This is a genomic window from Pseudomonas sp. MWU12-2020, from assembly GCF_023100605.1.
GTDB classification, from domain to species: domain Bacteria; phylum Pseudomonadota; class Gammaproteobacteria; order Pseudomonadales; family Pseudomonadaceae; genus Aquipseudomonas; species Aquipseudomonas fluorescens_H.
The window spans coordinates 165657-186627 of the sequence record NZ_JALMEX010000004.1; the positions used below are offsets into that span (position 1 = coordinate 165657).

The 20971-nt window shown below is 52.5% G+C and carries 20 protein-coding genes and 1 pseudogene; 5 read left to right on the forward strand and 16 right to left on the reverse strand.

Annotated elements, in window-relative coordinates; genetic code table 11:
- Positions 1 to 99: 99 nt before the first annotated feature.
- The 7 genes from M0814_RS11075 to M0814_RS11105 form a co-directional block, all read right to left on the reverse strand.
- On the reverse strand, positions 100 to 435 hold the full coding sequence (locus M0814_RS11075; protein ID WP_093429695.1) for a DUF6527 family protein: 336 nt from the start codon (positions 433 to 435) through the stop codon (positions 100 to 102).
- On the reverse strand, positions 429 to 1817 hold the full coding sequence (locus M0814_RS11080; protein ID WP_103483691.1) for a ThiF family adenylyltransferase: 1389 nt from the start codon (positions 1815 to 1817) through the stop codon (positions 429 to 431). The genes M0814_RS11075 and M0814_RS11080 overlap by 7 nt, the downstream gene beginning before the upstream one ends.
- Positions 1814 to 2914, reverse strand: a complete 1101-nt coding sequence (locus M0814_RS11085; protein ID WP_103483690.1) for a multiubiquitin domain-containing protein — start codon at positions 2912 to 2914, stop codon at positions 1814 to 1816. The genes M0814_RS11080 and M0814_RS11085 overlap by 4 nt, the downstream gene beginning before the upstream one ends.
- 256 nt (positions 2915 to 3170) lie before the next feature.
- Complete coding sequence (locus M0814_RS11090) at positions 3171 to 3506, reverse strand: YegP family protein (RefSeq protein ID WP_103483689.1); 336 nt, start codon at positions 3504 to 3506, stop codon at positions 3171 to 3173.
- A 112-nt stretch (positions 3507 to 3618) separates the two neighbouring features.
- Positions 3619 to 4179, reverse strand: a complete 561-nt coding sequence (locus M0814_RS11095) for a helix-turn-helix domain-containing protein (RefSeq protein ID WP_112997806.1) — start codon at positions 4177 to 4179, stop codon at positions 3619 to 3621.
- Entirely contained in the window at positions 4176 to 5303 is a 1128-nt protein-coding gene (locus M0814_RS11100; RefSeq protein WP_103483688.1) for an ATPase, read from the reverse strand. The genes M0814_RS11095 and M0814_RS11100 overlap by 4 nt, the downstream gene beginning before the upstream one ends.
- Before the next feature lie 324 nt (positions 5304 to 5627).
- Positions 5628 to 6257: an antitoxin Xre/MbcA/ParS toxin-binding domain-containing protein gene (locus tag M0814_RS11105; RefSeq protein ID WP_103483687.1), complete on the reverse strand. Its 630-nt coding sequence runs from the start codon at positions 6255 to 6257 to the stop codon at positions 5628 to 5630.
- A gap of 762 nt (positions 6258 to 7019) precedes the next feature.
- Here M0814_RS11105 and M0814_RS11110 point away from each other — a divergent pair.
- On the forward strand, positions 7020 to 7607 hold the full coding sequence (locus M0814_RS11110; protein ID WP_103483686.1) for a hypothetical protein: 588 nt from the start codon (positions 7020 to 7022) through the stop codon (positions 7605 to 7607).
- Between the two features lie 507 nt (positions 7608 to 8114).
- On the opposite strand, the gene M0814_RS11115 is transcribed toward M0814_RS11110, so the two are convergent.
- From M0814_RS11115 to M0814_RS11150, 8 genes and pseudogenes are all read right to left on the reverse strand, one after another.
- Positions 8115 to 11219: a DEAD/DEAH box helicase family protein gene (locus M0814_RS11115; protein WP_103483685.1), complete on the reverse strand. Its 3105-nt coding sequence runs from the start codon at positions 11217 to 11219 to the stop codon at positions 8115 to 8117.
- Between the two features lie 156 nt (positions 11220 to 11375).
- Complete coding sequence (locus M0814_RS11120) at positions 11376 to 12407, reverse strand: hypothetical protein (RefSeq protein ID WP_247868484.1); 1032 nt, start codon at positions 12405 to 12407, stop codon at positions 11376 to 11378.
- A gap of 259 nt (positions 12408 to 12666) precedes the next feature.
- Entirely contained in the window at positions 12667 to 12885 is a 219-nt protein-coding gene (locus M0814_RS11125) for a hypothetical protein (protein ID WP_103483684.1), read from the reverse strand.
- 309 nt (positions 12886 to 13194) lie between these two features.
- Positions 13195 to 14685, reverse strand: a complete 1491-nt coding sequence (locus M0814_RS11130) for a hypothetical protein (RefSeq protein WP_103483683.1) — start codon at positions 14683 to 14685, stop codon at positions 13195 to 13197.
- 154 nt (positions 14686 to 14839) lie between these two features.
- Complete coding sequence (locus M0814_RS11135) at positions 14840 to 15325, reverse strand: hypothetical protein (RefSeq protein WP_218565914.1); 486 nt, start codon at positions 15323 to 15325, stop codon at positions 14840 to 14842.
- Positions 15326 to 15493: 168 nt separating this feature from the next.
- Positions 15494 to 16336 (reverse strand): annotated as a pseudogene (locus M0814_RS11140) (magnesium chelatase domain-containing protein); the annotation flags it as partial.
- A 171-nt stretch (positions 16337 to 16507) separates the two neighbouring features.
- Positions 16508 to 16678: a hypothetical protein gene (locus M0814_RS11145; RefSeq protein WP_177434701.1), complete on the reverse strand. Its 171-nt coding sequence runs from the start codon at positions 16676 to 16678 to the stop codon at positions 16508 to 16510.
- A 34-nt stretch (positions 16679 to 16712) separates the two neighbouring features.
- Positions 16713 to 17390 (reverse strand): N-acetyltransferase, encoded by a 678-nt coding sequence (locus tag M0814_RS11150; protein ID WP_247868485.1) that lies wholly within the window; start codon positions 17388 to 17390, stop codon positions 16713 to 16715.
- Positions 17391 to 17399: 9 nt separating this feature from the next.
- Between M0814_RS11150 and M0814_RS11155 the strand changes: the two genes are divergently transcribed.
- Entirely contained in the window at positions 17400 to 17594 is a 195-nt protein-coding gene (locus M0814_RS11155; RefSeq protein WP_103483759.1) for a HigA family addiction module antitoxin, read from the forward strand.
- A gap of 283 nt (positions 17595 to 17877) precedes the next feature.
- Here M0814_RS11155 and M0814_RS11160 read toward each other — a convergent pair whose 3' ends face one another.
- Positions 17878 to 18138 (reverse strand): accessory factor UbiK family protein, encoded by a 261-nt coding sequence (locus M0814_RS11160; RefSeq protein WP_007920416.1) that lies wholly within the window; start codon positions 18136 to 18138, stop codon positions 17878 to 17880.
- Between the two features lie 413 nt (positions 18139 to 18551).
- Here M0814_RS11160 and glnK point away from each other — a divergent pair, with 413 nt between their 5' ends.
- From glnK to M0814_RS11175, 3 genes are all read left to right on the forward strand, one after another.
- Positions 18552 to 18890 carry a P-II family nitrogen regulator gene (glnK, locus tag M0814_RS11165; RefSeq protein ID WP_002555808.1) on the forward strand — a complete coding sequence of 113 codons (339 nt, stop codon included), beginning with the start codon at positions 18552 to 18554 and terminating at the stop codon, positions 18888 to 18890.
- A 37-nt stretch (positions 18891 to 18927) separates the two neighbouring features.
- Positions 18928 to 20265 (forward strand): ammonium transporter, encoded by a 1338-nt coding sequence (locus M0814_RS11170; protein WP_103483682.1) that lies wholly within the window; start codon positions 18928 to 18930, stop codon positions 20263 to 20265.
- A gap of 216 nt (positions 20266 to 20481) precedes the next feature.
- Positions 20482 to 20907 (forward strand): secondary thiamine-phosphate synthase enzyme YjbQ, encoded by a 426-nt coding sequence (locus M0814_RS11175; RefSeq protein WP_003229414.1) that lies wholly within the window; start codon positions 20482 to 20484, stop codon positions 20905 to 20907.
- Positions 20908 to 20971 lie beyond the last annotated feature (64 nt).

Consider the following 20971-nt stretch of genomic DNA (forward strand, 5'->3'; position numbering starts at 1 on the left):
GCCCCTTAGTCTGAAAATTCCGCTCTTAATCCTGCATAAAACCGCCTACCTCAAGCGGACGGCGTTATGCAGGGCTAGGTGAAACATTGAGGTCTGGGACTAAGCCCAATGTACTTTTCCGTGACGAATCCAAAAGTGAGACTTGCAGCCGCTTTTTAGCCATACGGAAGGGTGGAGAGAGGGATGACCGTGCTTATCAAGTTCGCAATCCCATCTGGGCCGGGCTTCCTCGATCAACAAGAGTTCAATAGTGTGTCCACAACCGCATGGGCATTTGAATCCCACACACCAGTCCTCTTGCCCATCTCTGGCCAAAACGAGTGATCGCATCGGCATTTTTGCTGGCAACGAATCCCCCTCGATCACCACGAGCGTTCTCGCCGGAAGCAATGGGTCTAGCTTGCTCACAACGTACTGAAATAATTTTTTCAGCATGGTGTCCTCGCACTCAGGTCAGGAAGGCCGAGCAGCGGCTCTTTGCAGCTCTGGGCGAGCTGGGATTTCGGGCTAGGGGAGTAGGCTGTTTCGTTGAAGTAGTCTTCCTCACAGCCCGATAACGTAAAAATAGTTCGCGCATATTTGCCGTTCTCATCTTCTCGATATGGGAAGGCTCGCGCGATGAATTCAGATACGCACGCTGATGCCGCACGCATGTTGAGCGTGATCACGGCAGGCGCTTCCTCCTGCATACCGGTGATGTATCCGCGCTCCACTTGATCCTTGTGCGCTTGCGGATCCACCTGATGAAGATATTCGGCTAGCAACGTTTGAGGGGTGTACACGCCGCGATCACCTAGTGACGAGCCACCGGGTTTCACATAATCAATCCGGCCGACCACGTCCGTGATGATCCAGTGATCATCACCATCTTTACGAGTAGGAATCTTCACTCCCACGTCAAACAGCGGAATAAGGAACGTCGTGGATATCAGATCCGCGACCATCCGCGCCTGGTGAGTGTCGACGCAGCAGAAAATGACATCGGCGCCTGCGGCTGCGAGAACCGCTTCACGTGTCAGGATGGAGGCGTTGATTGATTTGGTGAACGGTACCGCGCGAATACGGTTGATGGCTTGCGCGAACATTTCCACCTTTGGCCGACCCGCCAGGGCATCTTGAAGTGTGGCATTCAGAATCCGGTTGAGGTTCTTCTCTTCAAGCTGATCGTGATCAATGAGGATGACCTCGCCGAACCCAAGTCTTGCGACTTGTTCGGCCACGATTGAACCGGTGCCAGAGACCCCAATGACGACGGCGCTCAGTCGGTTTAGGGTTGCTGTCATACCCGAGGTAAACGCGACCACGGGTTGCTCTGGCAATGGGACAGATCCCTGCCAGTATTTGATGTCATCGCCTGCAACCGTAACTAAAGCGACCGGTGTGCATTGGCTTTTCAGATCGTAGACGCGAGCGCGCATCGCGCCACCTGGCACCATGATTGCTGATCCATGAATGGCGGCAACGCCTTGAATCAAGCACGGTATGGTTTTGGCATCGCTTTGGTCGTCTACTTCGGAAAACTCGAAGTAGCCGCCGGGGTGGGAGTGAACCAAGATAATAGAGAGCGATTCACTCTCAGCAAGGTCGATGGCTTGTTCGAGATACCGGCCAGGCCAGCTTATGTAGTCCGCATCACGCCGTTCGCATTCGGCGTACGGCACGGTTATTAGGTGCTTCGAGAGTAGTTTTAGATTCTCTCCCTCAAAGCGCGTGCACACGAGAATGGCGGCGGCTTCCAGGCCGTCGCCCGGGAACAGATGTTCCCGAAGCGAGGCATGAATCTCCTCCGTCAACACAAGACGAGAGTCGATGCTCATTCACCGGTCTCCTTGAGGAGGCAGCCCTCAACCAGTGCCAAGTGAGTAATGACGTTGTCGGTCGCTGGATTCCATGGATGAGTACTGCGATGACGAGACCACCGCTGGAAAGACACACCATCGATTACCACTGTGTAATCCGCGCAAGGGATGGCGACTCCACTGGTGAGGCCGACCGCTGGGTACAGGTAGAACATGTCGATCTCTGTGGAGGGATACCCCGCCGGGATCAGGAGTGCCAGCCGCACGTTTTGATGTGTATAGCCCTGCGGCAACGGATAATCGTTGATCACCAACCAACGGTTCCCCTCCGGGGTCAAACACGTTTCCCAGTGGCTGGCAGTCCGATCCAGATGCTGCTCATCGATAGGGAGCAAGCTGAAAAAGCGACGTGGCGGCACAGGTACCTCACCATTGCCCACATCCTTGGGTGTCAGGCGCAGTTTTTCGATGCCCGGTGTCCGCAAGTCGATGATGTCGTCGAGCGACTTCTCCACCTTTGGTTGACCTTCGACCTTGAAGTAGATATGCCAACCTTCATTTGGGTTCATGCCTGCGCGTACTACGGCGTCGCGTACCGAAATTGTTGGAGTCTCGATCTCAAGAATGACCCCTTGAACGTTGAGCTTCCACACAGCTTTACGGGTAACGAAGCGCTCAATGCCCGACTGATCCAAGTTGACGAAGTCGGTGGCTTGAATTTCCAAGTCGGCTTCGTCCTCGCGCTCCAGCAGCAGGCGTTTGTTTTCACCGACCTCTGCCAGTTTGCGAACCTGGTAGCCAGTGATCTGCTCAAATGGCCATTCCAGGCGAGCGCCATCTACAGTGAGAAAGTAGGTGCGATCCGTCTCTGCGACTAGGAAACGGGTCGGTTCTTGGGTGAGCGTGACGATCTCATCAGGACGGATGTCTTCCATGGCCCCGGAAGCGAGGAGCTGCAATACGATGGCCAGTTGATCCGGTTTGAAGCCAGCCGCCGCCGCAATCTGCGCGCCAGTGGGTGTTTGATCCTCGATAGTTACCTTGCGGAAGTCGAGGTTTTTGCCAGCCACTTCGATGACGAAGCCGCTGTGGTGGTTTTGGGACGTAGCTTGCATGGTTTGTTTCTCCAAACGGTTGCCCCTGAGGGCGGTTAATGACCCCAAACGAGGCCATTTCTTTTCACGTTGGAGGGAACACGATCAGTACTTGACCGATCGGCAACGCACGAAGATACTCATCCAGCACAGACGTATTCGTGTTTGAGCTAAGGCGCAACTGCAATTGCGCTTTTAGCTTTCCTTCCTTCGATGTCTACTCAAATTCCTTTTCATGCCGCTTCCTATTCGTGTGAGGCGCGTTTTGCTGCGCGCCTTATTTTGTTAGGTCAACCACATCCGCTTGTGGGGCATGCCGTTTCACTGCGGCAATGCCGGCCTCACGTGCGTGCGCTGAATCGTAGAGTTCGCTCTGCCCGACGATTCGATTGTTCGCAGCTCTCACATGGAAGGAGAACTGTTCGCCCTTTGTTACGAACCTTCCGTAAAACCTGTCGTACGGAGCGTGCTCGCGACAGGAGCCAATGCCATTTTCGCAACCTGCCAGCGTCTTGTAGGTTTCGCTGAAAAGGATGATTTCCCCGTTGGGAGCCTTCAGATGAAAGTACCTTCCATCGCTGGTTGCCCACTTGATCTCGAAACGCGCCCTCATCACTCCTCCGACCCGCTCTCAACCTATCTCAGTAAATGAACCTGTTTAACAGAGGCAATAAAAAAGGGCCTGAGCAGAAGCCTAGACCCTTTTTCTGTTTAAAGAAAGCCCTTTAAGCAGATTTTCCAACAACCTGGTAAATAAATTCCTTGCCGCCCGTCTCTGCAGCCTCTTCGACGCGCATAAGGAAGCCTTCCTCGGCTAAGCGCTTGAGGCGAGTGCTGGCGTTTTGAACGCTGATACTGAGTTCTTCAGCAACTTTTGCGGTGGTGGTTGAGCGGCGACTGATCACTAGTTCAAGCAGAGGCTTGCTTGCAGCGGTAGGTTCCAGGCCGGCGAATCTGCATTGACTGCCAACCCAGCATGTGAGGCGTTCTTTTCCAGACACCGCAGCACTATTTAAGTTTTCAAATATATCTTCATCTAAAAAATCAAACGCAAAAAAAGTAATCTTTTTGCTGTAGCGTTTGATGATGTAAATTAATGACTCACGGAGAAAAGAAGTGTCAGCACCTTCTAAGTTAGAAAACGATACGCCAATTATGGAAGCATCTTTGTATTTATCGATGTGATCCAATAATTTGGCATATGTTTGCTTACCCCTTGAAGTTCCGTAGGGGTTGATTTCGTCCGTGAAGTCCCGCAGGGCTATAATGTAAGTTTTCTCGTTCATGGCTCGAGTTTAAGCAGAGGTTGTGTTTTTGTCAAGCTGAATTCAAATACTATGTGAGTTCCGATCAGTTTCGGGAGATTTAATGTCCAGGACTTATTCTCCAAAACTCCCGCTTTATACTCCATCAACACAGAGAAGTTTTCTTGTCTGATCTTAATGGTTGCGTTCAGTTCAACAGCTTTCGAATGGCTATTATGTAGTCCGGCTCCTCCGCCGCCCTCCCGGCTGCTGAGGCCGCCTTTTAAGATGGCGTGGAGAATGAGTTTTGGATCCGATACTGGCAGCGAGGGATCGAATTTTTTTGCCAATAGCGGGAGGTGCTCATCGATAGCAGGACGTAGCGTCTCACAAATTCCCTTGCCGGAATCTGATATCACGGTGATAACTTTCGCTCTTTTATCAGCACTACCATAGCACTGAAGCCCAGCGAAACCGGGGATTACGGTTCCTGAATGCTCTTCGACGTTGGCCACGAACTCAGACACTACGGTGAACAGTTTGTTTGAGTTGTTTTTGCCAAAAGCTTCAATAAAGCTATTCTTGAGCCGCTCGGGGACATTGTCACTGTTATCACCGTAAGCGTTAATTTCTAAAAACTCGACCAGGCCGATATTGTTGGCGTTGTAGCGTTGAGCGGCAGAGCTAGAAGGTCTTTTCGGTAGAATTTTAATTGTCGAATCCAGCCTGTCGACAAAGCCTGCACGATTTAAATAAGAAAGGGCTGCTTTGTTTTCAGAGAAGTCCAGTTCTACTTTTTTCTTAGCAGCCACAAGTTGATTTGCTATCGCAAGTATTTTTGCAGCTGCGCACAGCAGTATTTTGCGCTCGCCGGGAATCTTAATAGTCACATGGCCGTGATCGGCATCAAGCGGTGAACCTGATTTACTCAAAGCTTTTTCAAAATGAGTATCTGTTAGCCAAGTTCCACCACAGGTCAGTTCCAAAACGAAACTGGCACTTTTAATCACGGACCATCCGAATGTGTCAGGATCTTGGATAAAAATCTCAAGGTTTTCATGAAGGTGGTGAGATACCGCCTTACGCTCTAATACCAATTGGCTTGCTATTTCTCTCGCTTTCAAGCCGGGAAACTTGCTCAGTAGCTGAATAATCCTTTTCTGCATAAAGCGCTCGAAACTTACTTGGTGGCAGCGACTGAGGTTAAGACGCTGCAATGAGTCAATGCCGTAGCGTACTTGGTTCGGATACCGTGCGTGAGTCCTGGGCTACCGAACCTACATTTCGACGTAAACCACGGGATGATACGCATGTCCTGATCGGCGTGGGATCAAAATGCTACTACGTAATTGTTTTGCGTAGGGTTTTTCTAGACGATCTGCATAGCGGTTTAGACATATAGATACCATATGTTATGTTATGTTATGTTATGTTATTGCATTTACAGCTTGGCATAGGTTACGAAATCTCGATCAGTTTGATTGTGGCGCCTAGTTGTACAGACCCTCAGCTATTTGAATCAGCATTTCCTCTACTTGGCGCAATCCGGAGGTAGTCGACAGCACCTCGAACGGACTCGCTCCGCTGAGGTGGGATTTTGGTTTTGTCAGCCAGCGATTAGCTTTCTCCGAATCGCTGAAGACTGCTACAGCCAAAGCGACGATGTGGACGATGCGATAAACCTGATCGCTTTCACTGGATTTCAAAAGCTGGTTCTTCGCCAAGCGTGATTTGAGCGTACGGGAGGGAATAATTCTATTGAGTTCGCTGAGGGGAAAAGCTCCCTGCTCCAAAAGTGCTTGAAGTAAGCTGGCGGGGAATCCCGATTTAATCCGTTCATGGATGGTTCGATCTGGATCTCCAATGGGAATGTGGAGATAGTCTTCCAAGTGTCGCCGGTAAATTCGATGAAGGTCTATTCGCAAGATTTCAGTCATTGAATGGGCAGTCGAAGAGCGCTGCATTGGCTGAAGCACAATGACCTCATCACTCACCTCGATGCTCAATTCGTCGCCAATTTGTAGACCGATTTGCGCAAGCAACGCGGTCGGCAAAATGACAACCCCATCTCCGCTACCGTCCCCGGTGTCGGTGCATCTAACCTTCCAGGGTTTGCTCATGATTCGCAGCTCTCGCTTAATCGCTGAGTCAATCGATTATGCTCGTGTTACCTCTGAGACGTAAGACGTAGGGGCGTTTTTGGTGACAAGCTTCACTGCGCCTTAAACATTTCGATCAACCTCGACATCAGTTGCCTGCGGCGGCGGATGTGTGGCGAACGTTTCCGATTGGAAACGAGCTCTGCATAGCTTATGTCGTGTGTTTTGCGAATCGTGATTCACCGGCAAACCTTTCGCAGGCCTGGTAAAACCTCGATCAGTGTTCCCATCTTCAAATGCTCCTGAAGCGTCCATGTCGACACTTGTGCGATCCAGTGTCCAGACAGCACCGCTATTATCTGAGACTTGACGTCGCCAAAGATCATATTCCCTTCAGTCACTCTGCGTTTCCTGTCGCCCGCTTGCGAGCCAACAGGATGACGCGGTTTACCCTCCAGTTGGGTAGACCATACAAAACAAAGCGGTGATCACTCTTGGTCAGCTTCGTCTTGCTGTGTCCCTTGCTCCTGCGAATAAACTGCCGAGGCAAAAAGTCCTGCGTTCGATGCCTGCACTGATGAATAGTCCCAAATACCAAGCGTTTGGGCCATTGCAGCTTGCCCGAGCGAGCGGCTTTTCCCCCATCCGAGGAGGCTACTGAATTGATTGTGGTGGAAGTGATAGTGACACTAGTAATAAGCATCGGTTATGAGCGTTAATGAAGATATCCCACCTTTGTGAGGTCGGTGTGTCATGTGTTTAAGACTTGCTTAAGGAATTTGCATGCGTTTGGTAGTTATTGGTGGTGCGATGGTGGCTTTGGCTACGCTAGCAGGTTGTGCGGGCTTGAACCTTTTCGATAAAGGTCCTGTGGTTGTGGATTACCACGCGGGTACGACAGAGCAATCAGGCTTTCCTAGGAGTGCCTCTGGCACTGACGACAGTTTTTTTAATGGCGCAGGCTCTGAGCGCAGGCAGACCTTTGGGCCATATCACGTGCGCCAATGTAATGCGGAGCGCACGTCGTGTTCATTGGGCCTCGTGATCCTGAACACCAATATGCAAATCCTTTCCGTAGGTGAGGCGACAGCGAAGCTCCAGGTCAAGATCGATTACAAGGTTGGTGCTGAGTCGCATCGCGACGTGGCGGGTGTCCTCGAGAGGAAGCTCACTAATCCTGAGATCGTCCACGATCAGGGCTCTGTGTCACGCATCGCCGAAATTCCCTACGGAGAGGTACGTCACGTTGATTTGCCATACGGTCTGAGCTACACCCTCTGCGTGTCTGCCCCTGGCGTAAAACCCGAGAATGCCAGGCCATGCGCGAATCAACTTAATGTGAATAGCCCTGCCAGCACTCCTACGTTCTGAAGCAATGCTTGTCGACGTGTGTCAGCCGGTCAGCCTGAGTTCTTTGTTCTTGATGTTTGCAATAGAACCGAGGGGCAGCGAATCAAATTTATTGAATGGCTAGTTGGCAGCTGCGCGTTCTGGAAAATCTGGATTTGCCAAAACGGTTTACCTCGTGCGATGGAGTGGATCCCGCCCCCATCCCCATCGCCTGCTCGACATGTCGAGCCGTGAGTAAACCGTCATTCGGTTTGATCTCAACTCAAGGTAGATGTCGTAAGCCAATTTGACCACGCTGAGGCGAGCTTCCAAGCTTGAGCTTGTCCACTTTGTGTTCGTAGTCATTGACCTTGCTTTACGAGAGTCGGACGCCGACGAGCACATTACCCAATTCCGCTTTCACTGATTTGGTCACCACCAAGGTCTAGCTCATGCGATCGCTCGCCGTGCCCCCATTGATCTGTTGAAGCAGCACTGCTGCCAATGGAGGGGGCGCATTTGGTTTAATTTAGCTTGTTTTCTTAAACTCTACTTTTTATGCGCAACAGCATTTGTCCCAACGGTTTTCGCAACAGTTCTTTTGTTGGTTTTTTTTGCTGGTTTTGCCAGAAATGGAATATCGAATATCGTTACTTGGACACCAAGCTGACGCGCATAGCCGATTAATCCATCGAGTAGATGAAGCAATTGAGCCGTCTCAGCTGTCCGATTAGAGGCGTGTCTAACAGCTGCTTTCAGCTTGGATAGATCGCAGCAACCAGTTGTCACTAGCACGACGTGCAATCGCGCGTTTGCGCTGTCAATAATCTCATTACGTAATTTTTTCCACAATTTTTTGCCAGTAGGGCAGTTGGAGGGGGATTGATATATCCGAGGAATATCTGTCTCGTTCCATCGGGCGGTCTTAGTCCACGAGCCGGCACCTGCGGGTATCTCCTGGCCCCGTGAAAGATAAACGAGGTTTTTCATGGCTTGGGCTACAACATCATGAAAGGCGGAAGCTGATATTCCCGCTCCTTTCCCAGCCTTCGCGTGAATCAACGCGAGTTCTTTTTCTACGAAATTCGCTACGACAAAGTCTGCACACTCGGATCCAAGGTCATCACAAATGATTAATTCAGGTGAAAATCCGATGGGCAGATTACCTTCAGCAATTCGTTTGAATAGGGAGTCTTCAATGAACGATGTGGCCTTCTTACCGCTGATCTTAGCTTGTGCAATTTCACTCTTGGTGCCTTTCTCGTTACTGCACGCCGCTATCACTGGCCTGATGATTTTGTCGAATAGCATCTGCTCGGCGTGTTTGTAGTCCACCGCATAAAAATTGCGACCTTGGTATACCATCTCGCCGCCCTGCAAGCCTATTAGCAGCATCTCCTGATTCTGATTGAGGAAGTCTGCAAGGTTGCGTTTCACGGAGCTGCCTAACTCGTGCACTTGGACGCTGGAGACGCCTCGAGACCTAAACCAAAAGCGCCCTTTGTTTCGCTGATACTCCATAGATAGCAAAGCATGGACTGTGGTCGTTGGTTCGTCGGTCGAGAACTCGAATTCGCATTCAAAAGCTGTGTTGCAACCCGCCGCTACACTCTGAATTGAAATTGACGATTTGGTAACGAGCAAATTCTTTCCGTCTGATTGCGGGACTTGAACATTCTGCTGAGTAAAGTCAACTGATATCGACACTGGAATGGGCGCATTTGGCGCCGTACAAGGTTGCATGTAGCGCTGTAAGACTGGATGGTTTGTGCTCTTTGCAGAAAGAGCCGCTCCAATTGACTTGGCCCAGTTCTTGAAAATCGCAACAGAGTGCTGCCTTCGCTTACGTTCAGATAGCTCTTCTCGGACGCGCCCTCGGTGTAATCCTATGTAACGCCTGCTACCTAATGATGCACCCCGAGCAGCCCGGCAAATTTGGACTCGATCAGTTAAAGATGCCGGAATAATGTTTAGGTCGTGCCCGCGATGTTCAGATGCCCTTAGGACAGTATCAAACGGTACGGCGCTGCTTACTGCGATGTTCGTTACTCGGTATGACGTATCCATAAGGCCGGATAGGTCCGATGCACCTAGCTCAATCGTATGGTTTTCCAAGAGATTTTCTGGGAACGTTCCAGTGGTATCTGACACCAGTAGATAGCCGTCGGTAAGAGCGACGCAATGGGCTTCAAGTCGTATCTCATAGAAAGATGTGTCCTCTAGAAGCCTCGAGTTTGCTACGGAGGCATAGACCCAAAGAGCGAAGTCACCGGATTGCTGACAAGGCGTATTGGGTTGACCCAGAATGATTGCGTCCGTCAGATTGAGGCTGTCTGTACAGTCCTCAATGTATTCTTCAAGTTTGAAGCTTGGCTGAATTTTACGGACGAGAACGCTCGGCGCGATAGCAACCTGAGCGTCATCGGAAAGGATATCGGTTCGAAAGCACCTACGGAAACGACCATCGAAGTATTCCACAGAGGGTTGCGCAGCCAAGAGACCTTCGACTACACGCCTGAAGTGCTCAGCATCCATGACGCTAGTGTTTTTTTCGAAGTCTCGATATGCAAGCCAACGTTCTTCGAGCTCGTATTCGGGCGGAGCCATAATTAAAGCTGGCGAGTCGGTTGCGCCAGATTTGCTTTTCCGCAGAACTCGACCTATTTGTTGAACTAACTTCCGGTCGTTGTTCACATTGCACATGAAGGCCAGGCAGCAGAAGCGAGAATCGTCCAGTCCCTCCGTCAGTTTATTTTGATGAACCCAAATTTGGGCCGGGTTGTTGAGAAGGGGTACGTCTTTGACAAGCGCTACCTCTTTGGAACCCTCAAACTGCTCATGAATCCCGATAGCACTTAGCCCAGCCTTTTGTAGAATGCCTACTACTTCACGAATATCGTTAGCAGTCGCACAGCAGACGATTGCACGTGGATGTGCGCTCGCCAGCTTTTTAGAGGTCTCGGCTTCTTGCCATTCCCTGATGAAATCCTTGCATAATGTTGGAATATCAACTGCGTTAGAAAGCGGCACGAAAGCCAGCTTACGAATAATGCCTTTTGCCTCGGCCTCTTCGTGAGTGAAGTGAAATATAGACGACTGTGTATTCTTAATACGGAAGAGTTTTAGGTCGTTGCGATAGGGCGTTGCGGTGAGTAAGACAGTGGGCTTGCGTAGTCCCTTCACTGCGCGTCCCCACTCAATAGCTGGTTCGTAGTGACACTCGTCAACAACAACAGTTTCTATGAACAATGCGAGCTCAAGATATAGAGGCTCATTTGTTCTTCTAAGCTCAGTCAATGCGCTGAAGGTACAGACAATAACCTTGGCTTCAGCGTCTTCCAATACCGATTTGGCGGAAGATGGAAGTAAATTTACCACTTTCCCAACTGGCGCCCTTCGGTCCACGCTTGTCCAGAATCCCTGCTTCAGAGCATCGATCATTTGGTCGCGAAGATTCGCCCAAGGTGTCAGGACTAGCGTTCTTCCATTCGCACTGAGCAGTGAAAGGCAAGCGATAACACCTGTTTTACCTGTACCGGTTGGCATCCTAACGAGGCAAGGTTCAGGTACATTTCTTAGGTGATTAAGTAGAAAGGTAAGTGCAGATCTTTGATGCGGCCAAAGCCCGAGTTCGCTTGGTATGTCCTTGAACATGTATCTACCTTCCCTTTGATCTCGAAGCTGTCAAAATGACCGCATCACGGTGTAAAGCTTTAATCCTAAGGGCTCAAGCGTCGTTGGCATAGCTCAAGCCGGGAAAAGGCTGCTCAATGTAGCCTTGACCAAGTAGCGCTTTGAGTTCGCACTGCTTTAGATCCCAGAAAGATCGGGAGCTTCGACGATTCGCATCAGTTTGCCTTGAGCGGGCGCACTCAAGGTATTCCGCGAACGAGGGTTGATCGCGAGAACGCCTGGATTCAGTCGCCCCTCGAGGATACGATTTTCGTTCTCCGCCTTTTCCCTAAACATCATCATGACTCCGTAATCCTCACGCAATGTCACCTGCAGGACTGCGGAGATGATCGTCGCTCTCTCAGCGATAATCGCCGCCTTCTCTGTAACAGGTTTCATGAAGAGACTGACGGGAACCGGATCGCGTGCTGTGCCATCCCTTTTGGGCTCCGGTCTATTCTCAACGAGTTCCCTTGATGTGTTTTTTCGGGCGTTGCGTCTTTGACCTCCAACGAGCTCCCAAGTCGTCTGACCGATCCCATAGACGGCATGCTCGGCGAGAGATGGGCCGCCTACTCCCTTGTCGGCATTGAACTGAACACCATAGAAGAATGCATCGGGGCACATAGCGGCGTCATTAACAACGATGACAAGCACGTCTTCCGGCCCAACGACCCCTTCTTCAAGGTACCCTTCATACTTGGTCAGTTTTTCCGCAATCCCGTGGCTTATTCTAAGCAGGGTACGTTCCCGGAGATCTGTTGCATCGACAGGGCAGGGATTCAAAGGGTCATAACCCTTGAACAATTCGTTGATTCTGGAGTCGTCACCAGTCGAGGGTGTGATTAGTTCGAGCCAGATTCGTCTGCCCTCTACCTTTACACAGAAGTCTGGCCCTTTTCCCCTAGGGGAGGGTTTAGGATCAAGGCCCGAATGGCACAAACGCTCGTAAAGCAACATCTCGCCCAACCGCTGGGTGGACGCGCTTACGTCCTTTGAGCATATGCCATTTAAGAAGATTGGATCTGCGCACCCACTAGCCATGAAATCGTGGAACACATGAGTCAAATTTTGGTGTGCCTGCTCAGTGAATTCAGCGCCGAACCCAGCCTCATAGCGTCTGCTGAGCGTAGCCCTCCACCGTGAGAACAACTCCTCTTTATTAACCACGCTTATCCCTCTAATATTCAAATTTGAGACGAAATGATCAGCATCAAGGAGATCAAGACTCTGATTTTCGAAATATTCATCTAGCCAGAGTCACCTCTATTTATAAAATGTTGGTATACGAATCAGAACTAAGCAGGAAATCCAGTCGCATTATCTTAATATTTTTCGCACCTGTTTCGAAAACCTACACCCTCCCTCTGTCAGTCCCCAGCATTGAGGCGATTCAAACAGAGAGCTGCCTTGCCGCGCATTGAGTGATCTATGACTGCCTTAACCTAATAATGGCGTTTGTAATGGCTCGAGCATTTTTGTCCAGTGTTTCCATTGCCGACATAGAGTTAGCGGCGACACTGCCCACTCCATTTTCTGCCAGCCACTTGGTTATTTCTTCTATTGCTGCACCTAAAGCGTGCTGATTGTGGAGGAGCAGTGTCAGAGCATCCGCTGTGGCGATCTTGCAGTCTGAGTTATCTGGCATGTTTCGTCCTTGGCCCGTGAGCAATGATGTCGGAAGCTTAGCTCACATTGGCATTACCTGAGGTCGTTGGTTAACTCAGTGTTGTCCAGGTGTTTGCTTTGGACTTTGCGGCCCGCATTGGAGTAGCACGCCTCTGACTTTTGGCGGGCAGGAGACGTCCAAAGCAGCCTTTGTGAAGGACGCTTACGACTAAATCCAGAAGCTGGACTTCGGATTCTTGCCCAGCTCGGCGATTTAATGCCAAATGCCATCCCCGTGAATACGCAACCATTGCCTCGGTTGACAGCTTTAAAAATCTATGTTGCTCAATTAATATTTTAGCAATGGTTGGAGGTGCGTTAATGAGTTTTCGTATATAGGAGGAGGGTTGTCTTTCGTTTCAGAAAGCCTCTTGCTGAGGCCCAATAAGCAACTGGACTGCCGGCCCTTGATTGCGAAATATATCAGCTGTTCGATGTGCGCACGCTTTATGCTTGCAGTCTCCGCATACCGTCGAACCCCGTTCGCTAAAAGGTCCCAGTCATTATTTCCAAAATAAATCTGTCCGTACGCTTGCTTTAGCAATTCATCCGCGTGTGGAGGAATTACGTGGTCGACCCCCTTTGATAATATCTTTCGTCCGGGGAAAACTGCGTAGCTGGAGTTGCTTTTTCCTTTGAATTCATTGTCGGTTTTTGAGTTGTTATAAAAAGCGCCAATCAATGTCAGTGAAAATATAAATAGGTTTGGCGATTTTCCATGATTCTCTCTAGCTTCTTGGGGGCCGCCTCTCCTTCCCCGGGTTGAGATATAGTTTTCTTGCAGATGTACGCTGCGTTTCACTGCAAAATCTATGTCTGAGTAGTTCATTGGTCGTTTAAATTCTGAATTCGGCCCGATCAAAAGCCCTTCAGGTCCAAACCAGCTAGTCAATCCATCCCTGAGTCTTAGTATTCTGTCACGAGGACTAAGACGATCCATTTCTATTGGGACTTCGGTTATTCCTCGCTTATTGAGCTTCTCCAGAATGTCAATCGCTAAACCTGCGGCTTCGCGTCCTCTTGCTTCTTTGGCCGCGAACTCAAGCAATATGCGATTAGCGGACAGGTTCGCGCTGATTAAAGCCAACAGGCTATTGGAGGCTACTTGCTGTTTGGTGCTGTCTTCTTCGAACCAACGAGACAGAATGTTTTTAAAGTGTTCGAGAGCTTGGCTCGAGAGCTCTCGGGTTACAGCAGATGGCACGCTTCTGCCTTTCGGCCACTCATGCTGCAAAACCCAAAGCTTTTCGCTTTCATGCAACTGTGCTTCCATCCATCTTTCAAGGCACGCGAGAACATGCCCGAAGATTGTGTCGGAGCCCAGCGGGCCGCTTGCTAGCTCTACGGGGGCCTCGGTTTGGTCGTTGATCCAGGACAGCATCGGTTTGTAATGTTTTTGCTGAACCGGTGGCATTGCTTTTAGAAGTCTTACGAAGACTTGCTGACGTACTTTCCCAACAAGCAAATTTTCCTCTAGCTGATTGGGCCCATCAAGCGACCACAAACGGAGTGATGCGTCCTTGTTCGGCTCAATCTGATTTTCACCATGGGTACCTTTAGCCCAAGCTTCCAGGGGCACGTTCCCGAGAATTGCCGAAGCCCATTTGTGGTGTAAAGATTCGGTCGCGCCGTTGAAAATGGTCGCAACATCTAGCACTTCGTGACGAAAGGCGGTTTTCGCAAGTGTGGCGGCTGTTTTCTCATCGCAGGTGAGGATTCCCCGCAGCCGGCTTTTCACTAGCTCTAGATCATTGGTGTCGTAGAAAACATTGCGTGGCATTTCGCCTCCAATTGTAAATGCACACCGGCTTCAGATGCCGAGGATAATGTTGCTCTAAATGGGGTGTGGTTGGGCAGCATTTGAGTACTGCGGTGACCCTCTCCACGGTCGCTGTTAGGCGGCCATGGAGAAGACCTACCTTCACGATGAGCCTTTAAAAGTCGTCATCATCTGATTCTTCGTCAAGCTCGCCGGTACCACCGCAGCGGGTGCAGATATCCACTTCTAGGGTCTCATCCCCGTAGCAAGCGTGGCATTGAGCGAATGGGTTATCTTCGGTAGGGTCGAAGCCAGTGCCATTACAGTCTGGGCATTCGATCTCGATCGGGCCGCCACGTCCATGGCATACATGGCAAGGGCGGTTCTGCTGTTGCTGATAGAAGGGTTGGTTACTCATTTCGGGTATCTCCGATGAAGGTGGCGAACCGGAATGGTTCACCTGCCCGAATCTTAAGAAAGCGCCTTTGAGTTTTTTCAGGGTAAATTCACGGAGTGCAGGATTGCGATCAATTTGATCGCTTGTTCTCGCCTCCAATACCGCCCAACTGTACCCACGCCCCCCTAAAATCGACGCATAATCTCTCGAATCCTTACCTTTAGCTTCCCGTGTCTGATCGACGCGGCCATTCATTTGCGTCATAGCGATTCCGAATAATCTCAATGGTCGCTTTTGGCGTCTCATCGGGCGCAGGATGGCCATCGAACCTACGAACAACCGATTTTCGACATTGCGATGATTCAGGTAGAGGGGCTGCCAAAAGTCGCATTAATTTCGAAAAAATCGCACTTATTTCGAAAACCGACAGCTGCCTCCGACCAGCGCCGGACCGGATGCCGAGTGGTGCGGCTGGCGAAACGGGCGCTGCGGCCAATGTGTCAGCGGCACGCCGCTGGCGACCGATTGAATCGCTGCCACTTCCAGGGCTTCGCATTCAGACAGCGGCGGCAGCAGCCCCGGCAAGCGACTAGCCAGCAATGTTTTGCCCGTCCCCGGTGGCCCGCTGAACAACAGGTTGTGCGCGCCCGCCGCCGCAATCAGCAACGCCCGTTTCGCGGCCATCTGACCTTGCACTTCATTGAGGTCGGGATAGGGTTTCGCTGCATGAATCAGCCCGTCCGACACATAAGGCTCGACCGGTGTATGCCCGTTGAAATGCGCCACCGCCTCCAGCAGATGGTCCACCGCAAACACCTTCAGGCCCGAAGCCAGGCACGCCTCCTCGGCATTCGCCCGCGGTACCACCAGTGCCCGCCCGGCCTTGCGCGCCGCCAGTGCCGCCGGCAACACCCCGCGCACCGGCCGCACCGCACCGGACAACGCCAGCTCACCGAGGCATTCCACCTCATCCAGCGTCAGACACGGTACCTGCACACTCGCTGATAGAATCCCCAAGGCAATCGCCAGATCAAAGCGCCCGCCATCCTTGGGCAGATCCGCCGGCGCCAGATTCAAGGTGATCCGCCGCGCCGGAAACTGCAGCCCGGAGTTGATGATCGCGCTGCGTACCCGGTCCTTGCTCTCCTTCACCGCCGCCTCGGGCAGGCCGACCATGGTCAGCGAGGGCAGACCGTTAGCGAGATGGACTTCGACGGTGACGGCAGGGGCTTCCACGCCAATCTGGGCGCGACTGTGGACGATGGAGAGGGACATGGTCGTTCCTTGAGCTGAATCGGGGACCGCTTCCTGCGGGTTTTTGAAGGGTAGTCTGGGGAGAGGGCGTTGGTCGGACAGTTTTAAGGTCGAACTTTCACTTGATGTTTCTGAAGGCACTAATCCTCAGGCATAAAAAAACCGCCTGTCAGGCGGTCATTTTTGCGGTACTCAGGTTCCACCACCGGCGAGCCAACCATCGGGCTCCATTTCCTTGCCATAGGTCGCGGCCACTTTCAGAAAATGCCGCTGACTGGCTGAAACTCTGTCCGGCAAACCGAGTGCCTCGATACCCGGTTTGGAAACCCGTACCGGTTGGGCTTTCTGCTTCTTCTGCTTCATAAACACCTCAGGTGCCGGGATGCTTGATTCGATCTTATTGGTCGTCCAACGGAAAGACAAGGCGACCGGTTGTATCAAAATAAAATCCCAGTGTTTGATAGGAAGGGATGGCGCCTGAGTCTGGCTCTTGGACTTCGATTTGCGTGCACCCCAGCTTCCGGGCGTAGAACTCTGTTGTCAGCAATGCCATCGGAGCGATCCAGCCCCGCAAGGTATTCGTCTTGCAGGTGTGTCCCTGCAAAAGGACGATTTTCATGCAGATCGTGCTTCTTCGCGGCGTTGCGTAGCACAATCCGCACAGTTCTTCTTCGTACCAGAACGCCAAGTCCAGTCCTTTTGCATCTTTGGTCTTCCAGTCCAGAACAGCTTCCCAAGGAAATCCAATTGGGCCGCTCCACTGGTGATATGCGTTGATTGCTAATGGAGTAATCGGATCGATCCTGAGTGATAGAGGATCAACTCCAGCTGCCAGGGCTTCTGGGTCCATGGACATTGTTTGATGTGCGAGTTTGCGGGATTCAGATTTGAGTGTCTGATTTCGAAGCTCGGTACCTTTTCCTTTTCGTCGCATCGTCTTGTTCTGTGGGATCAATCTGTAGACGATATCGAAGGCATTGATGCTTACGTAATCAGGCGTAGGAGCTGATTTTTGTAGGGCCATGCCCTGATAGTTGTAGGACGCCGGCGAAACGGTTTCGATAGCTTGCTGCAACCGTTGGGCATGACTGTCATGGACCTGGCCATGCCCACGAGCTGGCCTGAAACCGAGATCGAGAAGCTTGTGAAATGCCAGCTCAGGATATGCGCCCATCTGGCAATCAGGCTGGCGATCCACCTCAAAACCACGCCTGAGTTCTGGATGAATCTTCAATCGACTTACGATTTACGCAGAGCTCAGATCAGGCACGCGGGTTAGCGAACCGGAGCAAAAGGACCCCGGCAGACCCGAAGGTCTCCCACGCACAATCGCCATGAAACGATGTGCGGTAAATGTAGCCGCCATCATGGTTGTCGTGCGCCTTGAGCTGTCCAGGTCGCCAAACCCGGTGCTGAACATTCAGCATCGGTTGAGCTTGGAAACCTGGGCTTTTCGGCGCAATCGGACGGCGGTGGTGCAGGTTGTAGGACGTTGCCGAGAGGATTGAAAGGCTGAAGATCAAAAGATCGCAGCCTTCGGCAGCTCCTACAGGGGGAGCGGATTATTCAGCGGGCGGTGTCAGCTTCGCTTCCATCTCGGCGACTTTGGCCTCAAGGCTTTCAAGGCGAGCGCGGGTACGGGCGAGGACGACCATCTGACTATCAAATTCTTCGCGGCTCACCAGATCCAGTTTGCTGAACGCACTTTGCAGCAGCATCTTGAACTGGCTTTCGATTTCGGCTTTCGGCAGCGGGGTGTCGCCGCTGAAGAGGCGGGAGGCAGTGCCGCTCAGGGCGTCGAGGAAGTCTTTGGGCGCGAGCATGGTGGATGTCCTGTAAACAATGGCGGGCAGTGTATCACGCAGTGTCTATAGTCATTTGCGCAGGCATGGATGCACGCTTTTCGCGCAAGCGGACGGACGGCAGCGCACCGTTGTTGTGCGTATCCATCGTGGGTTTTGCGCGCGAGCGCCTGCGGCAGCGGCCAAGGGATTGAAATCAGGGGGATTTGGCAAGATGGCAAGCTTTCTGCTTAGTCGGTAGTGACCCATGCACTGATGCAGTCGCTGTGACGAATGCAGTGCGGCAGGCGGGACGGGGAGTTTCGCCGGCAGCGGTTAGCTGGCGTCAGTCGGGCAGGTAAGGCCGACGATGCGTTACAAAGCCAGGCACTGCGCTTAGACTTGAGTCGGGTTTGTTTTCCTGGGGCAAGTCCACCAATTCGGGAGAGAGTTTCATGAAGCTAGTCACTGCCATCATCAAGCCGTTCAAGTTGGACGACGTGCGCGAGTCGCTGTCCGAAATCGGCGTGCAGGGCATTACCGTCACTGAAGTCAAAGGCTTCGGCCGGCAGAAGGGTCACACCGAGCTGTATCGCGGCGCGGAGTATGTGGTCGATTTTCTGCCCAAGGTGAAAATCGACGTTGCCATCGACGACAAGGATCTGGATCGGGTTATCGAGGCGATAACCAAGGCTGCCAACACCGGCAAGATCGGTGACGGCAAGATCTTCGTGGTCAATCTGGAACAGGCGATCCGCATCCGTACCGGCGAAACCGATACCGACGCGATCTAAACGCCGCCACAAACCCAACGCCCCAGGAGAAAACAATATGACTCTGCGTAAATTCGCAGGGCTAGGCGCCCTGTTGTCCATCGTAATGCCCGGCCTGGCTATGGCGGCAGATCCGGTGGCGCCTCCAGTCCTCAATTCCGGCGACACCGCCTGGATGCTGACCTCCACAGCCCTCGTGCTGTTCATGACCATTCCCGGCCTCGCGCTGTTCTACGGCGGCATGGTGCGGTCGAAAAACATTCTTTCGGTGATGATGCAGTGCTTCGCCATTACCGGCCTGGTCACCATCCTGTGGTTCCTTTATGGCTACAGCATGGCGTTCGACACCACCGGGATGGAAGCCAACGTCGTCAACCTGAACTCCTTCGTCGGCAGCTTTGCCAAGGCCTTCCTCGCGGGCATCACGCCTGCCAGCATTACCGGCCCGGCAGCACTGTTCCCTGAAGCGGTGTTCGTCACTTATCAAATGACCTTCGCCATCATCACCCCGGCGCTGATCGTCGGTGCCTTCGCCGAGCGCATGAAGTTCTCCGCGATGCTGGTGTTCATGGGCGTCTGGTTCACGCTGGTCTACGCGCCGATCGCGCACATGGTCTGGAGCGGTCCGGGTTCGCTGCTGGGCGACTGGGGCGTGCTCGATTTCGCGGGCGGCACCGTGGTTCACATCAACGCCGGTATCGCCGGTCTGGTGGCGTGCCTGGTGCTGGGCAAGCGCAAAGGCTTCCCGACTACCCCGATGGCACCGCACAACCTTGGTTACACCCTGATGGGCGCGGCGATGCTGTGGGTCGGCTGGTTCGGCTTCAACGCCGGTTCCGCCGCGGCCGCCAACGGCACTGCCGGCATGGCGATGCTGGTCACTCAGATCGCTACCGCTGCTGCTGCACTGGGCTGGATGTTCGCCGAGTGGATCACCCACGGCAAACCTAGCGCACTGGGCATTGCCTCGGGTGTGGTTGCCGGTCTGGTGGCAATCACGCCGGCAGCCGGTACCGTGGGCCCGATGGGCTCGCTGATCATCGGTCTGGCGGCCGGTGTGGTGTGCTTCTTCTGCGCGACCACGCTGAAACGCAAACTCGGTTACGACGACTCCCTGGATGCCTTCGGCGTGCACGGTATCGGCGGTATCCTCGGCGCGATCCTCACCGGCGTGTTCGCCGCGCCGGCGCTGGGTGGCTTTGGCACCGTGACCGACATCGCTTCGCAAGTGTGGATTCAGTGCAAAGGTGTCGGCTTCACGGTGATCTACACCGCGATCGTCACCTTCATCATCCTCAAGGTACTGGACGTGGTCATGGGCCTGCGTGCCACCGAGGAAGAAGAGGCAGTGGGTCTGGACCTGGCACAACACAACGAACGCGGCTACAACCTGTAAGTACGCGCATCGAAAAAACTTGCCCGGCTTGCCGGGCATTTTTTTGTCTGGAATTTGTCATTCAGGTAGTGGCTGAAAGGATTTTTCGTACGGCTTTGGTCGTGTTTACGACAAGCGTTTTTCTGCGGCCAATGGCTTACATCATTGCAGGAATATTAGGGCCTTTGTTTTTTCCCAGAGCGCGCTAGAATGCGCCCCGAACGTGCGGAGAACTGTATGTGGCAACAGACTCTGATAACCCTGCGGGCACGGCCCCGGGGCTTTCATCTGGTAACGGACGAGTTACTCGCCGGCCTGCCTGAACTCAAGGCGTGCCGGGTCGGTCTGTTGCATTTGTGGCTGCAGCATACCTCGGCGTCGTTGACCATCAACGAGAACGCCGATCCGGCGGTCCGTCGCGACTTCGAACGATTTTTCAATCGTCTGATCCCACAAGGAACAGACGGCTATGAGCATAACGACGAAGGCCTGGACGACCTCCCGGCGCACTTCAAGGCCAGCGTACTTGGCTGCCAGATCAGTCTGCCGGTTTCGGCAGGGCGACTGGCTCTGGGCACCTGGCAAGGCGTTTATCTGGGCGAGCACCGTGATCATGGCGGTGCCCGTAAAGTCCTCGCCACCCTGCACGGTGAAGGGGCGTAAACCGTTGGTCACCAGCGGTTACCGATTTTTTTACGGCGACTTTCGACAGTCGCCAAAGCTGGTC

Bases quoted from the DNA above. Each gene is read 5' to 3' on its own strand.
- M0814_RS11075 (WP_093429695.1), bottom strand. From the start codon at position 435: ATGCTGAAAAAATTATTTCAGTACGTTGTGAGCAAGCTAGACCCATTG.
- M0814_RS11080 (WP_103483691.1), bottom strand. From the start codon at position 1,817: ATGAGCATCGACTCTCGTCTTGTGTTGACGGAGGAGATTCATGCCTCG.
- M0814_RS11085 (WP_103483690.1), bottom strand. From the start codon at position 2,914: ATGCAAGCTACGTCCCAAAACCACCACAGCGGCTTCGTCATCGAAGTG.
- M0814_RS11090 (WP_103483689.1), bottom strand. From the start codon at position 3,506: ATGAGGGCGCGTTTCGAGATCAAGTGGGCAACCAGCGATGGAAGGTAC.
- M0814_RS11095 (WP_112997806.1), bottom strand. From the start codon at position 4,179: ATGAACGAGAAAACTTACATTATAGCCCTGCGGGACTTCACGGACGAA.
- M0814_RS11100 (WP_103483688.1), bottom strand. From the start codon at position 5,303: ATGCAGAAAAGGATTATTCAGCTACTGAGCAAGTTTCCCGGCTTGAAA.
- M0814_RS11105 (WP_103483687.1), bottom strand. From the start codon at position 6,257: ATGAGCAAACCCTGGAAGGTTAGATGCACCGACACCGGGGACGGTAGC.
- M0814_RS11110 (WP_103483686.1), top strand. From the start codon at position 7,020: ATGCGTTTGGTAGTTATTGGTGGTGCGATGGTGGCTTTGGCTACGCTA.
- M0814_RS11115 (WP_103483685.1), bottom strand. From the start codon at position 11,219: ATGTTCAAGGACATACCAAGCGAACTCGGGCTTTGGCCGCATCAAAGA.
- M0814_RS11125 (WP_103483684.1), bottom strand. From the start codon at position 12,885: ATGCCAGATAACTCAGACTGCAAGATCGCCACAGCGGATGCTCTGACA.
- M0814_RS11130 (WP_103483683.1), bottom strand. From the start codon at position 14,685: ATGCCACGCAATGTTTTCTACGACACCAATGATCTAGAGCTAGTGAAA.
- M0814_RS11135 (WP_218565914.1), bottom strand. From the start codon at position 15,325: ATGACGCAAATGAATGGCCGCGTCGATCAGACACGGGAAGCTAAAGGT.
- M0814_RS11145 (WP_177434701.1), bottom strand. From the start codon at position 16,678: ATGAAGCAGAAGAAGCAGAAAGCCCAACCGGTACGGGTTTCCAAACCG.
- M0814_RS11155 (WP_103483759.1), top strand. From the start codon at position 17,400: ATGACTGTCATGGACCTGGCCATGCCCACGAGCTGGCCTGAAACCGAG.
- M0814_RS11160 (WP_007920416.1), bottom strand. From the start codon at position 18,138: ATGCTCGCGCCCAAAGACTTCCTCGACGCCCTGAGCGGCACTGCCTCC.
- glnK (WP_002555808.1), top strand. From the start codon at position 18,552: ATGAAGCTAGTCACTGCCATCATCAAGCCGTTCAAGTTGGACGACGTG.
- M0814_RS11170 (WP_103483682.1), top strand. From the start codon at position 18,928: ATGACTCTGCGTAAATTCGCAGGGCTAGGCGCCCTGTTGTCCATCGTA.
- M0814_RS11175 (WP_003229414.1), top strand. From the start codon at position 20,482: ATGTGGCAACAGACTCTGATAACCCTGCGGGCACGGCCCCGGGGCTTT.